The organism is Amycolatopsis halotolerans, assembly GCF_042647905.1.
GTDB classification, from domain to species: Bacteria; Actinomycetota; Actinomycetes; order Mycobacteriales; family Pseudonocardiaceae; genus Amycolatopsis; species Amycolatopsis halotolerans.
Genome location: NZ_JBHRWI010000043.1, coordinates 171,913 through 188,035 on the forward strand (window position 1 = coordinate 171,913; position 16,123 = coordinate 188,035).

Annotated in this window: 11 protein-coding genes and 1 tRNA gene; 10 read left to right on the top strand and 2 right to left on the bottom strand. The window is 64.8% G+C overall.

Translation table 11 applies throughout. From position 1 onward, the window contains the following. The first annotated feature begins 71 nt into the window (after positions 1–71). The 10 genes from ACFORO_RS32830 to ACFORO_RS32875 all read left to right on the top strand — a co-directional run bounded on the left by ACFORO_RS32830 (position 72) and on the right by ACFORO_RS32875 (position 13,337). Positions 72–145, top strand: a tRNA-Pro gene (locus ACFORO_RS32830). Positions 146–439: 294 nt separating this feature from the next. Next, positions 440–1,252, top strand: a complete 813-nt coding sequence (locus ACFORO_RS32835; RefSeq protein WP_377873493.1) for a tyrosine-type recombinase/integrase — start codon at positions 440–442, stop codon at positions 1,250–1,252. 502 nt (positions 1,253–1,754) lie between these two features. Beyond that, complete coding sequence (locus ACFORO_RS32840) at positions 1,755–3,347, top strand: GmrSD restriction endonuclease domain-containing protein (protein ID WP_377873494.1); 1,593 nt, start codon at positions 1,755–1,757, stop codon at positions 3,345–3,347. After that, entirely contained in the window at positions 3,344–6,472 is a 3,129-nt protein-coding gene (locus ACFORO_RS32845) for an SNF2-related protein (protein ID WP_377873495.1), read from the top strand. Before ACFORO_RS32840 ends, ACFORO_RS32845 begins: the two co-directional genes overlap by 4 nt. 347 nt (positions 6,473–6,819) lie before the next feature. Continuing rightward, positions 6,820–7,254 (top strand): RES domain-containing protein, encoded by a 435-nt coding sequence (locus ACFORO_RS32850; RefSeq protein ID WP_377873496.1) that lies wholly within the window; start codon positions 6,820–6,822, stop codon positions 7,252–7,254. 540 nt (positions 7,255–7,794) lie between these two features. Continuing rightward, on the top strand, positions 7,795–8,193 hold the full coding sequence (locus ACFORO_RS32855) for a hypothetical protein (RefSeq protein WP_377873497.1): 399 nt from the start codon (positions 7,795–7,797) through the stop codon (positions 8,191–8,193). Continuing rightward, positions 8,190–8,720: a hypothetical protein gene (locus tag ACFORO_RS32860; protein WP_377873498.1), complete on the top strand. Its 531-nt coding sequence runs from the start codon at positions 8,190–8,192 to the stop codon at positions 8,718–8,720. The genes ACFORO_RS32855 and ACFORO_RS32860 overlap by 4 nt, the downstream gene beginning before the upstream one ends. Before the next feature lie 644 nt (positions 8,721–9,364). Beyond that, the gene (locus ACFORO_RS32865) at positions 9,365–10,375 is read left to right on the top strand and encodes a hypothetical protein (protein ID WP_377873499.1); all 1,011 of its coding nucleotides are present in this window, start codon (positions 9,365–9,367) and stop codon (positions 10,373–10,375) included. A gap of 719 nt (positions 10,376–11,094) precedes the next feature. Then, on the top strand, positions 11,095–12,687 hold the full coding sequence (locus ACFORO_RS32870) for an ATP-binding protein (protein ID WP_377873500.1): 1,593 nt from the start codon (positions 11,095–11,097) through the stop codon (positions 12,685–12,687). Continuing rightward, entirely contained in the window at positions 12,633–13,337 is a 705-nt protein-coding gene (locus ACFORO_RS32875; protein ID WP_377873501.1) for a tetratricopeptide repeat protein, read from the top strand. Before ACFORO_RS32870 ends, ACFORO_RS32875 begins: the two co-directional genes overlap by 55 nt. Positions 13,338–13,636: 299 nt before the next feature. Here the strand turns inward: ACFORO_RS32875 and ACFORO_RS32880 are convergent, their stop codons facing one another. Continuing rightward, a complete protein-coding gene (locus ACFORO_RS32880; protein ID WP_377873502.1) occupies positions 13,637–14,809 on the bottom strand; it encodes an ImmA/IrrE family metallo-endopeptidase in 1,173 nt (390 codons plus the stop codon). Next, complete coding sequence (locus ACFORO_RS32885; protein ID WP_377873503.1) at positions 14,806–15,612, bottom strand: hypothetical protein; 807 nt, start codon at positions 15,610–15,612, stop codon at positions 14,806–14,808. Before ACFORO_RS32885 ends, ACFORO_RS32880 begins: the two co-directional genes overlap by 4 nt. Between the last annotated feature and the right edge of the window lie 511 nt (positions 15,613–16,123).

A 16,123-nucleotide genomic window follows, 5' to 3' on the forward strand; every position in this document is an offset into this window, starting at 1 on the left:
CAGCTTAGCGTGCCCGCTAGGGTGGGTCGTACACCCCCCGGGTACACGGGTTCTGGAAGCTCCGGGGGTGCCGGGATGTGGCGCAGCTTGGTAGCGCATCCGCTTTGGGAGCGGAGGGTCGCAGGTTCAAATCCTGTCATCCCGACTCGGCTTTGGAGGGGCTGGACCTGCGGGTTCAGCCCCTTTTTCGTGCCGTCGGACGCGGCCCGGGAGCTAGCACAGCGCTCAGTGAGACTCCTATTTGAGGATTCTCGCCTGCGCACCCGAGCCCTGACCCTCGCTCCGCGGGCCTGGCAGGCGTTGATCAACGAGTGGGCTATGTCACTCGAGGCGGAGAACAGAGTGCCCGGACGATCCGCTGCTACTGCGACTCCGTGCGCCTCTTCCACATCTGGCTCGCCAACCCCGTCGCGCCGCCGGAAGCCGACGACCCAGAAGGTTGGCTGGCATTGGTTCCACCCGAACCACCGAGCCCGAAGGCTACGAACCGAACCACCTCAAACGGTGGATCGCCTATCGCCTCGCCACCACCAGCCCCGGCAACGCGAACAACAACTACCGAGCCTTGAGCGCGTGGTTCAACTGGCTCCTGACCGAGGAAGAAATCGAGCACCATCCGATGGCCCGCATGAACCCGCCGCACATCCCGGACCAGCCGATCCCTATCACCCCAGTGGAATTCATCAAGCAGGTGCTCCGGGACTGCCAGGGCCGCGACTTCCACAGCCGCCGCGACGAAGCCATCATCCGCCTCATCTGGGACACCGGCGGCCGCCTCGCTGAAATCGCCAACATCGATCTGGAACGCGACCTCGACCTCTCCCGTCGCGTCGTCAACGTCCTGGGCAAAGGCGGGAGATGGCGCGCGCTCCCTTTCAGCGCCGCCACCGGCAAAGCCCTCGGCCGCTACCTCCGCGTCCGCGCGCGCCACCCCTACGCCGACGCCACCACCAGACTGTGGCTCAGCGACCACCGCCGCAGCACGCCGCTATCGCCGAACGGCATCAAGATCATGCTCCGCCGACGAGGCAACGACGCCGACGCCCACGGCGTGCTCGGCCGCAACCTCCACGCACACCTCGGCCGACACTTCCAGTCGCACACCTTCCTCAAATCCGGCGGCAGCGAAGGCGACCTCATGCTCCTCAACGGCTGGTCTACAGCGCAGATGGCCCGGAAGTACGGTGCCAGCGCCGCCACCGAACGAGCCCACGAAGCCGCGAGGAAAATCCGGGTCGGGGACGCCCTCTGATCCAGAGGCAAGCGCCCCGCCCCAACCACGAGCATGCACTAATTCACCCGTTTCGGCGGTGCAGTGCCTGAACATCGTGTTCACTACGCCAGCTTGCCCGCAGAGGGTCCTGGTGGCGGATCAGGACAGATTTCGAGCGCCCGCACCAGCACTCCATTCAGGAAGGAGGCACGGGGTACACCGTCGCCTAGCGGGCCGGGCGTCGGGAATCATGCAGCATACCCTTGGCCTTCCAGAGTGCGGCCCGCAAGAAGGCTTCGGCCTTCTCCTGGGCATTCTGAGAGAAAGCGCCGCTGGTCCGCGACCACTGCCCCCTGCTGCGGCGACGGAATTGCTCGTTTGGGGGCCCGAAAGCGGGCAAAACCGCCGACAGAACCCCGCTGACGGTGCCGATTTCCAGTCTTCCCCGCAACCGCTTCCCCGCGAGAATCGGCGATTGTACTATCGCAGTCGATTTCTCGTGAAGTGAGGCGCTCTCATGACTCATCCTGGGATCGAACGCATGAAGATCAGCGACGTCGTCGCTCATGCGCGCAACGGAGATTTCGACGTCCTTGAGTTTCAACGTATTTTTAGTCGTGACCCAGCGTGGGTTCGCGATCTGATCGACTCGGCGTCCCGCGAGATACCGCTGGGAGCATTACTCCTCTGGGCACCCAAGCAGGGACATACACCGCAAAACGGAAGGTATCGAACCGGCTCCGCGGCCATCTGGTGGATAGTCGACGGCCAGCAGCGCACTGGAGCCGTTCTGGCCGCACTCGGCATCCGCCCGCCGTGGATGAACGAGCAGCAGTGGTCAGCCTGCGGCGGCAACACGCTGGGCGTCTCGGCAACGATGTCATCCGATGGTCGCGCGGTCGTCGCGGAGCGGAATCAGCGCGGACCCCGAGTATTGGTGTCCGATCTATTTCAGGCGAGCGAAATGCGCACTATGCCAGCGTTGATCCGAGAGTCCGGGTTTCCCGCCACCGAGACCTCCGTCCTGGAATTCGACCATTTCGTGAAAGCCATTCTGGATGCGGAGTTTCCCATCGAATGGATGCCCGGTCAGATCGATGATGCATTTTTGGCTTTTAAGCGCAGGAACAGCCGGTCGACTCAGATGTCGCTTCGACAGGAGGAGCTGGAACTATCTCTGCTTGCCACGCGATTCGGCCCCCTGCTACGAGAGTACGTGGACCCGGCACTGTGCGAGGCAGCGAGCTATCACCTGAACAAGTCATTCACCCGGCGGCGAGCGAACAACGTAGTGCAACGGATGCTGCCGCCGCAGCAGCGACGCGGCAACGCGCTGCGCGCAGACCCAGATCTCGTCCAAGAAGCAGCTCAACGACTGCGAAACACCTGCAAATGCACGCTGCGATACCTCCATACCCACGGTCTCGTCCATGACGAAATAGTGTCGACACCAGCCATCGTCGAAGTCCTGATGACTCTGTTCGACCGGATACCGCACGCCGACACCGACGAATTCTCAATGCGCTGGGTCACCCACGTGGTCGCCGGAAACTTGTTCTTCGGCCGCCCCAGTCTCTTCTCCAAGAGCCTGGAAGCCGTCCTCGGCGGCGGCAATTACGCGGAGATACAAGCGCTGATGGCGGCACTTGTCCCCGCAGGAGAACCGAACCGAATCACCGAGCAGCACCTCCATCCCATACCGCTCAAACGATCCACTTTCGGCAGCAACGGATCCTTGTATGCCCTCACCGCCGCGCACCCCATCGGGACGACGCGAGACCTCGGCGACGGGGATCTGCACTATCCGCATTCCGATCTGCGGCTGCGTCCGCTCTGCCTGGATCCCAAACGTGGGCTGCTGGCGCACTACACCCTCATGACCGACCACACGGCAGAGAAGATCGCCAGCTTCGGCGGATGGACGTACAACGCCATCCACGAACTCAAGCCTGAGGACGAACAGCTTGCTGCGCACTGTCTCCCGGCACCACCACGTGCGCTGTCCTCGGCCGAGGTCGCCGACTGGCTGCTGGAAAACCGCACCCCCGTGCTGGCACAACGGATCAACCGGTTCCTCCGCGACGTCGGGCCTCTGCGCGAACCGCCCGAACCGATGCTCCCCTTCGGCCAATGACCGGGCACTCTCGCCGAAAGCGCGATCTTGTCCTGGTGAATGAGTCCGGTGCCACGATCGGCACCGGACTGCGGGCGCTCCTCGAAGACTTCGCCGGCAGCACACCCGGACCGGTCACACTATTCACCGGCTATCTGAGTATCCGCGGCCTGCTCGAAGCGCTGCCCGCCCTGCACCGGCTGAGGCGCGAACAAGTACCGCTGAGGCTTCTGTTCGGCGTCAGCCCCCCGGAGACGTCCGTAGTCCTGATCGCCGACGGCGGATCTGCCTACCGCGACGAAGATCTTGCGCGCTGGCTTCGTAATGCCGAATCAACACTACTCGCCGAGATCGACCAAGTTCCCGTGAGCAGAGCAAAAGGCATGGCGCTGCTGGAACTCTCCGATCTGCTCGCCGCGCCGCCGGTTGAGTGTCGTCGCGAGGAAAGACGGACGATGCACGCAAAAGGTGTAGTCGTTCCTGAAGTGCAGACCCTCGTGGGTTCGGCCAATCTCAGCCTGCTGGGCTTCCGGGTCAACCGGGAACTCGCCAGCGTCACCCATCCCCGTGCTGTTCCGCTGATCGGACAATTGATCGGGGCCTGGTGGGAGGAAGCCGAGCCCTACGACCTGGCAGCTGCGATCCAGCGCCGGTTCGTCCCGTACCGGCCAGAACTCGTCTATCTGGCCATGCTCAGTCAGGTATTCGGCCGCCAGGTTGACCACCGCTCCGCAATGGACCTCCGGCCGTGGCAGCGCGACGCCGTCGCCAAGGCGCTGGACATCGTCGATCGGCACGAAGGTGCGCTCCTTGCCGACGACGTCGGCGTCGGCAAGACCGACGAAGCTATCGCCATCGCCCTGCACGGCACCCACGTAGGCTGGGGAAGAACACTCGTCGTGTGTCCGGCGAACCTACGCGGCATGTGGATTGACGAACTCCGCAAGCATCTCGTGCCCTGCGACGTGATCAGCTACGACAAGCTACTGCAAGACGTGCGCAGCGCCGAGGAGAACGAGACCGGCTGGCGCGAATACGGCTTGCTCATCTGCGACGAAGCGCACCACCTGCGGAACCCCGAACGGTTCCGCAACTCCGCGCTTCGCCAAGTCATCGCACATCAGCCCTGCCCGCCGAAAACTGTTCTGATCACCGCCACCCCGGTCAACAACGCCGGACTCGACCTGTACGAATTGCTTTGCCTCGCGGATCGGTCTCTCGAACCGCACTGGGTCGCAACCCGAGCCACCACCGCACGCCGTCGCAAGGGGCGTTCTCCTGCAGCATTCCGGCTGTACACGGTGTGCCGGCGACCCACCGCCCACAGCCCGGCCGGGCCGACGATGCAGGGCTTTTACCAGGCCCTTGACGACCGGATTGTCCGGCGTAGCCGGTCTTTGATCCAGCGCCTCTATCCGGAGAGCACTAGCCATTTCCCCCAGCGGATCCACCGTCGGGTGCTCTACCGTCTCGCCCTGCGACATCGCGAACTCGTCGGAGACGTCCTGGACGGGCTCGGGGCTGGCGATCTCGCGGACGCTGCCGGACAACTGCGTCAGCTTCGCGGCGACAACCCGCGCACGCCACCGCTGACCCTCGCTGCCTACCGGGCCGAAGAATACCGCCTCGTCCGCGCTCAAGGCTTCGTGCCGATCTCAGCCTTCATCAAATGCCTATTGCTCAAGCGACTCGAATCCTCGCCAGCGGCGTTCGCGTCCACCGCTACGCACATGCGTGACAACTACGCGTTCGCTCTGCGCTGTCTCGACCGCGGCTGGGTCCTGACACCCGGACCACGCCGTCGACGCCGACTCGTCCACGCCATCAAGACCGGCATGCTCGACGATCGGATGGCTGGCTCAACAGATACGGATACGGACGCGCGCCTCGATCAGCTCGTCAAAGCGATCGAGAACAGCGATTCCGACGAACGCCGACCAGCTGCTGAATACGACGTGGCGCGGTTGCGCGCCGACCTCGAACACGACCGTCGCATCTTCGCGCAGCTCGCCTCGCTGGCCCGGCAGGCCGTCAGCCAGGACACCAAGTTCGCCGAGCTGCGCGCACTCCTGTGCACGCTGACCGAGACCTTTCCCGGGCATAAGATCCTTATCCTCACGTTGTCCCGGCAAACCGCGGTAGACCTGCACGCCAAACTTCAGCACGCAGTCGACAACGAGCCGCGACTGGCTGTGCTCAAGGGACGCATCGCAACCGCCGCCCCGCTACCACCGCTGGAGAAGTCCGCGCTGCTCGCCACCATCGCGCAGTTCGTCCCCCGCACAGCAGCGCGGCCAGCCTCCGGTGTGCGGGCCGCCCACCCGCCTGACCGCTACGACCTCCTCATCGGCACAGACCAGCTCAGCGAAGGGCACAACCTTCAGCAGGCGTCCATCCTCATCAACTACGACCTGCCCTGGAACCCGCAAGCGCTCGGACAGCGCATCGGCCGCCTCGACCGGTACGACGCCGAACGCCCGACCGTGCACTGCTACACCGTTCTTCCCGACACGGCGCTAGACGTCGTGCTGCACCTCATGGCCATCCTCCAGAACAAGATCGACGCCGCTGCGGCGACAGTCGGCGTACCCTCCGCGTTGCTCCCGGACTCGAACGAAACACCCCGGGACTTCGGCACCGCGCTGGACGACCTCGACCGCGAGCCGCACGCCGTCCCGGTCAGCCCGTTCGAACGCGCACGGGCCATTCTCGGCAACGCACTGCGCGCGGCAGACGTTCGATCGGCGGTCGAAGCCTTGCCTGTCGGCGCGGGCGGGGTCCACCCCCGTCGGCCCGTAACTCCCGAAGCAGTGTTCTGCTTCGAGGTCGCCGTTGACGAAGGAATCGAAATTGCCCTGTGCTACCTCAGGCAAGGGGCCCAGCATGCCCGCAGCACCGACACCCTCGAATGCCTGCGCGCCGCCGAAGTCGTCGTCGACAGATGGCTCTCCGAACAGCCGCTTCCGGTCCTGGACCCCGCACCCGATCCGCACGCGTTCCACACTTTGCTGTGGGCCCTCATCGACACCGCCCGCAAAGAGGTCGCGGATCGTTACCGAATACCCGAGCGCGAGACTGTCGACCGCGTCAGGCTCCTGACCTGGCTGGGCTTCCTCAACGAGGCCAATGAGAAGTCCGCGTCCTGACCGAGCCAGAGCGACATAGCCTGGGCGCAAATGGCTGCCCGAGCTTGATGGAGGAGGTGGTGTGAGGTGGGGCTGACCCGAGCTGGCACGCCCCCGGCACCGGGCGCAGACCGCGATTTGGCAGTTCGCGGCCTTCTCCACGCAGCTTCGCCAGACAGCAGCGATCGTCTGCTCTGCTTATCTGTACCTGACCAGTCCAGATCAGATTGCCCGTCAGGCCGGCGGAAACTGTTGCCATGGAACGTTGTCAGGTGAAAGCGGCGTGGGGCCACCGCCCCCGTAGACATGCGGGTACACCGCCGGATGCGCATCCGGAGCCGGTGCCCAACCGGAGATCGCCGTTGCCGATGTGCTACGCGATCCTGGGCGAGTTCGAGACCGCACGCGACCTGACCCTGCTCGACCTCACCCAACTGCCCAGAATCCCGAGCCTGTACACCGAATCCGGCCGAACCCCAGAACGTTACGACCTGACCTTCCTGCGTCAGTTCGCACGCGATCTGGCCCAGCCGATCGCCCTCGACGGCCGCGAACACACCGAATACGTGCCCACACAAGTGATCACCGAGTATCTGCGATTCGTGTCTACGACGAAAGTGGACGGCATCCTCTACCCGAGCGCACAAACCGACGGCGTGTGCTGCGTATTCTTCTGCAACAGCGACCAATGTTTAGTTCCGGGACAGGAACCTGACCGCTTCGCTGAGCCTTGGCTGACTCTGCACCCTGAGACTGTGCGCGCCGTACGCATCATCGCCGCCCCCGGCCCTGCCGTGGCTTGATCCGCAAGCAGAGCACGAGCCGCAGCATCGTCGGGGCCTCACAGCGGACTTTCTCGCGGCAGCTTGCTTGCGTCATCGACGCGCTACTCTTCAGTCGCACGCTCCGTGCCGATGATCATCAGCCAAGCGTCGATCAAATTCGCTTTCACTGAAGCCAACCGCGTCCGATAGGCCCGGGAACCAGCAAGCAGGCTTCACCGTGCCGCAGGTCCAGATGACGAGCGTCTGTAACTGCTCTGCACGCGTCAGGCCAACGGTAACCGTTCTACCGGTTAGCAAAGCACCGGAACCACCGACTGTGCTTCGTCAGCGACGCTGGCCTTCCCGTTGGTCTCAAACCAAGGCTGGGACCATGCGTGCTCCAAGTCGGCCTCGTCTCCGCCAGGCGAGAGACTTCCGCGGACGCGACCGGGCTGCGTCCGATCGGTCCTCAGCAATCAGTGCAAAGACCCGCTGCAAAGCAGCGATTCGGATACGCCGGCAACAAACCCAGCACCACAGGCGACCTACCCCAAACCCACACCGAAGGGGTACCGCGCCATGGCTCAGACCGCTGAAAAGTCCGCACTGACGAATCCCGTCGTTGCGGTGATCGCGGCCGTCGTCCTCGCCGTCGCGGCCGGCGTTGTCCTGCTCGTCCGCGCGAACAGTGACCGTGCACCCGCCGACTACCAGGTCAGCGTCTACGGCAATATTTCCGCGGCTTGGTCCGAGATCGGATCCGCTATGAGCACCATCGACGTCTCGCACGGCACAGCGACCCAGACGATCCACGCCAGCAGCTTCACGCTCACCGTCGAGTCGACGTTGCCGAACGGCGCGTCGTGCGTCGTCAAGGACACGGCCGGCAAGGTGGTCGCCGAAGACGGCGGCCTGCCCGCGGCCGACACAAGCGGCCTCTCCGCCAGCAGCACGGCCACTTGCACGGTGGGCAAGTGATGGAACTCAACCCAGACGACGAGACACTGCTTGAACTTGGCCGGTTCACCTGGATCGGGCTCCACCTCGAAGCCGCCATCCTCCGCGTGTGCTACGCGATTTCCCCACAGGTCATTCCGTCGGGAACGGTCGACCAATACGTCACGCTCGCACGGCAAACTCTCAAGCACTGGGCGGAGAGCGATGCGCACACCTCAGCAGCACGATGGCTTGACGAGGCACAGAACGTCCTCGACGAGGAACGAAACCAGGTGCTGCACGCCACCCCGGAACTCGTACTGGACAAGACCATCATGACAGCCAGCCGAGCCCTTGGAGTTCAGCCCCGACCGGATAAGCGCAACCGGCCCGGACGGCTGGGGCGACGTCGGCCGTTCGAGCCCGAGCACCTGCGGGCCGCCTACGCACGGATGGCCCTGGTCTGCGAAGGATGGGAGAATGCGCATTTTCAAGTCGCCCTGGCGCGGGCTCACGCCGAAGGGTTCTTTGACGGAGGTTCGGCCAACCTTCCCGGGATTCCTCGGTGATGCGGAACCGGTTCGGTTGCCTGCCGACAGACGTCGCCGTGTCCTCCAACTGCTCCGTTCGACGGCGGCGCGGTCTTGCGGCCTGGACGCCGGGGGCCGGTGTAACAAGACCCGCGAGGACGAAGATGCGGTCGGTGCACGGCGCGATCCGGTCTGCCGACGCCTGCGCGGCTGCCGGAGTCGCGGAAGTCCTGCTGTTGACGGGCCCACCCGTTGCCTGAGTGCCAGCCTCCCCGATCAGACGTGGGCACTTGTGGGTCAGCGAAAACTCCTCCGCAGTCGTTCTCACTACTGCGCGGCTCCCCCGCGCACCACCAATCCGAGCAGCGCGTCGCCCGGCTTTCGGTCACTGCGGTGCTGTTGGCGACTGCACCCCGCCCGCGTGCGCCAGCTAGCAACGGTCCAGCGGCGGCAGTGCAGGCGGAGTGGCCGGTCCGAAAGGCCGCAGGCGGTTGTCGAGTCACCGCGGTTCGGCTATCGTCGCCAGCAGGCAAGGGGTTCGGGATTGTGCCTGAACAACCGCCGACTTCCACTGAGCAGCAAGGAGCGTGGGATCGCACCCGCGCTACCGCTGTTTACTCGTTTCCCTCTTACCCCAGGTCAACGTGTCCAGCGGGGACGTTGATCGGAAGGGCACGTTGACGATGACCATCTACTCTCAGCATCCCCAGCGGGGGAAGGTTCAGGTCCTGGCCAGCTACCGCGTACCGAGCGGCGTGGTGTCTTCCACCCTGACCAGCGTGGATTCCACCACGACAGCAGCTCCGATCGTCGATGCCCTGAACCGGGTCTCAGCATGCGCATCGGTTCCGGTGAGCGTGTACGACATGCGCGGCAGCGGCTACAACCACTACCCGGAGAGGCACCTCGCCGCGCTGACCGACCGTGATTCGCGCGCCAGCCTGTTCGAAGGCACGCACAGCCTGTGGTACGAGCAGGCGATGTGGCTGCTCCACGAGGCGTTGACAGACCTTGACGATGCGACAGCGTCGGTACCGGCCCCGATCCGCACGGCCATAGACGCGGAACTGGAAACAGAGGCTCACTGGCTCCTCGCCGCCCTGGCCGAATACACCGAGGGAATCGAGGTTCCCGACGACGAAACGCGGCGCGCTTGGGACTTCGAGGATCCGTTCGTCACGTACGACAGTAGATGGGGCGGGCTCGGCCGCCTAGAACGCAAGCTCCTGGACCGTCTCGAAGCAGACGCCACCGGCCAGGAACTCGACGACGCCATCACCGATCTGCGACTGCTGCTCGACATCGCCGCGCAGCTCGACATCGGCGACCTTCGGCTCCAGCTGGACGATCTGTCGATCACCGCGGAACCGGAGGACCCGGACGGCTTCTTCCTGAACGTGGAGGCTCCGCTGCCTAGCGGAAAGTACAACCGCGTGGAGTGGGGTGTGGCCATTGACCGGTGGGAGGTAGACAAAAGGGACGAGGAGGGCTACCCCCTGGATTCGCACGGCGAGCCCGTCATCCGCTGCGTACTCGCCGAGCGGCCAAACATCACCGACGTCGTCGCACTGTTCAAGCTCACCACGAGCCAAGAGCAACTGGAGTCCTGGACACAAACACCCATCGGCTCGACGTTGGCCAACACGGCTTTCACCGTAACCAAGCGATACAACGACACCGGCGGCTCAGAATAAGGAGCCGCTGTTGCCGAGTTGTCTGGTACTGCGAGGAGCGGACACGCACGAACAACGTGGTTCCGCTCCTCGCAGTCGTTGAGCAACCCCATGACTACTACGCGCGTTGACAGCTCGATCATTTTGGCTTTAGCCTGAGAAGAACACAGTTCTTTCCAGCAAAATCGGTTAATCAAGCGCATGATATATACTCGGCATAGCTATTCTTCTTGATCCGTTTCCGATCCTCGCCTGCGTTGGCCTTCCGCATGACGGCGCACGACGCAGATCGTAATGTTTCCGCAGCTGTGGCCGTGGCATCGTGATCTGGCCCCGGTTCGGCATTCGTGCTGGTCGCCATCCGGCGCGGCCACGCCACCATCGGTGAGCACGGAACCTCGCCCTGGCTGTTCCTCGGTGGACAACCGGGCCGCTCCCGTCAGCGTCGACCGGCTCGGCCGACGCCTCCGCAAACTCGGACTCCGCCCCAGCCAGACCCGATCCATCGCGCTGTCCCAACTCGCCACCGAACTCCCCGCCGCCTTGGCCCGCATGGCCGGCATCCACCTCGGCGTCGCGTGGCAGCACGTCTCCACCGGAGACTGGGCGAGGTACACCGCCGACGTCAGCCCTCGCCCCCCATCACGCGGTCCCCGCGGGAGAGGCAGCTAATCGGGTGTTTTCGTTACCGCGCACCGCGTCGCGCTGTCACCCTAAAACCCGGGCGGAGGAGGGAACTCATGGGCCACGAGGAGAACTCAGCGGGAAAGGTCGTCAATGCTGTAGTAGGCGGCGCGGAGCAGATTGTGCAGGCTCGCGACGTTGCCGGCGGCATTCATGTCCACGCGAGTAGTTCCTCGGAGATTCCGCGGCCCCGGCAGTTGCCGCCTGCGGTCACCCATTTCACCGGCCGCGACGCCGAGCTGGGCATATTGGACACATTGCTGGGTAACACCGGGGCTGGGCGGCCGTCAGCGGTGGTGATCTCCGCGATCGCCGGCGCGGCCGGGATCGGCAAAACCTCGTTGGCGGTGCGTTGGGCGCACCGGGTGAAAGACCAGTTCCCCGACGGGCAGTTGCATGTCAATCTCCGCGGCTACGACTCTGGCCCGCCGCTGACCGCGCACCACGTCCTGGACTCGTTCCTGCGCGCTCTCGGCGTGCCCGCAGAACGGATCCCGCCGGAGGTGGACACGAAGGCGGCCTTGTACCGGTCGGTGCTGGCCGGACGGCGGATGCTGGTGGTGCTGGACAATGCCGCGGCTCCCGACCAGGTCCGGCCGCTGTTGCCCAGCGAACCAGGCTGCATGGTGGTGGTGACCAGCCGCAGCCGACTATCCGGGCTCATCGCCCGGGACGGCGCGCACCGCATCAGCCTCGACGTCCTCACCCCCGACGAGGCATGCGCCCTGCTCCGCGAGGTCATCGGGCACACGCGCGCCGACCACGAACCCCAGGCGACGGCCGAACTGGTCCGGTCCTGCGCCTGCCTGCCCCTCGCGTTGCGAATCGCGGCCGAACGGATCGCCAGCCGCCCGCACCTCACCGTGGCCGATCTCGTGCAAGAACTGGCCGGGGAGCACGACCGGCTGGACGTGCTCGCCGCCGACGACGACGAGACCGCTGCCGTGCGCACCGTGTTCTCCTGGTCCTACCACGCCCTGCCCGACCAGGCCGCCCACGTATTTCGGTTGCTCGGCCTGCACCCCGGGTCCAGCATCAGCCTCCCGAGTGCCGCCGCCCTCACCGGTGCCACCACCGCCAGCACCCAGCGGCTGCTCGCAGTACTGACCGGGGTTCACCTGCTCACCGAGACCGGACGCGACCGCTACCAGTTCCATGACCTCCTGCGCGACTACGCCGCCGAACGGTCCGCCGACGAACCAGACCGACAACGAGAAGACGCGACCAGGCGGCTGTTCCAGTGGTACCTCCACACCGCCCATGCAGCCCTATTCGCCTTCTATCCGCAACACCCCGAGATCCCGATCGACCCCCGCCCGCCCGACTGCCACCCATTGACGTTCACCGACACCGCCCATGCCCGCACATGGTTCACCGCCGAACACGCCAACCTCATGGCCATCGTCCGGCGCGCACCTGTGGTCGGCCAGCACACCGTCGGCTGGCAACTGCCCAACGCCGTCGACTGCTACCTGGCCGATCACCATCACGTCGCCGACCGGATCGCCGTTCACCGGCTTGGTCTTGCCGCGGCCCAGCACCTCGGTCACCAACTCGGCCAACGCTGGGCGCACGGTCATCTCGGTGAAGCTTTGTGGGGGGGGAACGCCGCTACGACGACGCCATCGTCCACCACCAGCGGGCACTGACCATCGGGAGAAACATCGGCCACCGATTCGGAGAGGCCGCCGCACTGGGAGACCTCGCCCACGTCTACAACCAACTGGGGCGATACCTCGAGGCCGCTGAGCACAGTCGCCAAGCCTTGGGTATCTATCGAGAAATCGGCCACCAACGGAACCAAGCCGTCAACCTGACGAACCTTGGCAACGCTCTCCGCGGCATGGGCCACCTCGACCAGGCCTTGACCCACCTGCAGCAGGGCCTGAACATCTTCACCACGATCGGGGCCACGGGAGGCCAAGCCTGGCCACTGCGATGCATCGCGAAGGTCTACCACCAGCAGGGCCACAGCGACCATGCTGTCGACTGCCTCCGGCAGGCCGCCGCCCTGGAGTGTGCAGGACACCGAGCCTACGACTACGCGATGACTCTCGGCGATCTCGGGACCGTCCTGAACGACATCGGCCGGCCGCGCGAGGCCAGGGACGCCTGGAACGAAGCCCTCAGCATCCTGAATGACCTCGACCCCCACCAGGCAGACCAAATCCGCAAACACCTCAACGCATCCGGCCCCGTCGAGAACAACTTTTCCGAAGCCGAAGTGCAAGGTCTGGCAGGCGATGACGCCCGTAACCACTGCGACAGCCTGCACGGCATTGGCCCCGTCCGAATCTGACCGAACCGACGAGTTCACTCCGCACCGGGTCATCGAGGCCGTGCACAAGGCCATCGTTGGGTTCCCGAGCGCCAATACGGAGGCGACAAGCAGGGAGCCCCGGCGGCAGGCAGGACACCGTCCAGAGACGCACTGCGGAGGTCACTTAGGGACAACACCTCGTACGGCCAGTCGGTCGGAGTGGTCGATGGCGGCGGGCGCTTCGATACAGAAGGGCATAGCTGCCGCAATGATGTCCAAGCGGCGGTCGCGACATCGAGCTCGGAGGGTTAGCGGACGCCGCGAGCCCTTCGCGCGATTCACTCCTCGATCGTGAGCAACGAGGCAGGGCGGATACGCGGACCCGACGAACTTCCCGCGTAGTCTCCGACTTCCGCTGGCCGCAGGGGCCGCTGTGTGGGGACACGCGACGTGATCGTCCTGAAGAGACCCAGCGGGGCCTGACATTCGGCAGCCAGGACCTGCTCGTCCACCTGCGCTTCGTCTTCCAAGAGTTTGATTGCCCTGGGCAGCAGCGATGGCTGCTCAAGCAGTGGCATCGGACCGGGCTCGCGCCGCCGCCAGCCTCTGGCAGACACCGTCGACATCGCGTTGCGATACGTGACGTCGTTCATCACCTTCAATGTCCGAGCCCGGAAGAGCAATGCTTGCAGGCTGACATTCCAGTAATGCTTGAGCTGTCCAAGGCGACGCCAATCGGCCTTGCTCGGCAGTTGGTCCGCAATCTCGTCCGCCGGCATGAGTAGCTCTGCGGCGAACCGGTGGGCTTGGTCCTCCACTGTGCGACCGCCTGGCTCCGCGTCGACGTGCATGACTAAGTGCCCAAGTTCATGGGCAACGTCGAAACGCTGCCGGTAGTAGTCGTCCTTCAGCGGGTTGAGGAGCATGATCGGGCGCTGAGCCGTGGCGAACGAGTAGGCATCCACCGTTGCGTTGTCCATCGGACTGAACACGACCAAGCCACCATGGTTCTCAACCAGCCTCACCAGATGTCCGACCGGTCCGGACGGTAAGTCCCATTGTTTGCGCAGCAGCGCGGCTGCGGCCTCCGGACCTCGCCCTACGACGTCGTCGGTCGCGACTGGGTAACTCGGCAAGTCCAGAGGCGGGAACTCGACGTGACGTTCGACCGCAGCGGCGACATCGACCGCCAGGCACCCGTAGGCATACGCCTGATCCCGAGAGATTTGGCTGGTCGAACGCAACGACCGGAAGTGCGGAGCGGTGGTCGCCGCAGTCAAGTGGCTTGGCCGGACGGTGAAGAAGCTCGGGTCGACCTCGAGAGCCAACGCCAACGCGGCCACAGTTGCCGGGGCCGGGTTCTTAAGCCCGCTCTCGTAGCCCGCGACCGCGGTCGGCGTCTTGTCGATCAGTCCGGCCAGCGCGTTCTTGCGAAGACCGGCCAGCTGCCGTGCCAGTGTGAGACGTCCGCCGTCGAAGAACGCGGCGATATCGTCCAGCCGATCACTCATGCCTCACCAATAGCACGAGGTGTGCCTCCGTCGCGCGCCGACCGCCGAACACGCAACTCGACATCGGCCACCACGTCGCCTCGGGGAGTCGTGGGGTCCAGCGGTTGCAACCGAGAACCGCGGTTGCCCAGCTCTGGCGGCAAGTCCAGCATGTTCTGCTTCCACACCCACGCGCTTCCGCCGTCGGCATTCCACCGGCTTCGCCCGAGGAAGAGCTCGAACTCCAGCGTGTCCGGATCCATAGCATGAGCGAGCACGAGTGTCTGACGCATCTCACGTTCGCGATCGGTGGGATTCTCAGGCAGTGCAAGCGCGGGGATCGCCGTCATGGGGAACAAGCCGCCATCGTCGCACCCGTGGGGCTGCCGAGCCACGGTGGCCTTGGTCTCGCTCTTCTCCGACCAGCGGATCTTGTCAACCTGGCCGAACTTGTACGAGGACAGCAACCACCGCCATCCTTCCGCCATCCACCCGGGCGAGTTGTTGAGGTCCCGGCGATTCACCGCGTCCGGAGGCAGCAACCGCATGGTCTGGTAGTCACGACCGATCATTCCATCTGCCAGGACATCACGACCGACTGACTCTTCACCGTCCGGTGCCATGTACTGCTCACACTGGAACACTCGATCCAGACGATTGAGCAGATACTTGTATGCGTTGTAACCAATCCAGCCCTGATCGTGCCCGCCAGCCGGGTTGAAATCCTGTTGCACCTGGCGATACGCCGAACCTTGCGCCCAGCGGATCCCCTCCAGGACTCCAGCGTCGCCGAGCAGCCTCAGCACTTGATCGCGCTCACCCATGGCTCCAGAACCTACACCATGTCAGTAGATAGTGTCCAAAAATGAACTCCTCCACGTCGCAGGTAGATCTGACATGAACTGCAACCCCGGATGCCGGCGAAGTCCATTTCGTAGCAACCGGTAGCCGCACGGCCTGCCCGACGACTCGGCCACTGCATCTCCTTCACCGCTTCGTCCTCAGGTCACCGAGCAGCCACCTGCTCCTCGAACTCCGTCCGAACGATCTTGACAAGGTGGCGAGCCCGAGCGGCGCCTACGCCCAGTTGGACGCGCAGAGTGTCCGCGGATATCGGCTTCTGGTGAACTGCACGATGAGCCGCGTCTGCTCGCCGGGCCAGAACCGACCTCCGACCAGCCGATCAACAGAAGTGGCCCTACCGCGTCGAACGCCGCCTTCCCAAACTGACCTGCCACGAGCGGCTCCGCCACATTCAGCGCGAGGGTGACCACGCTCGCGAAGATCAGCAGGCGACGAGCTCGTCGGCCAGCGCGGACCGTATCGCGGCTCGGT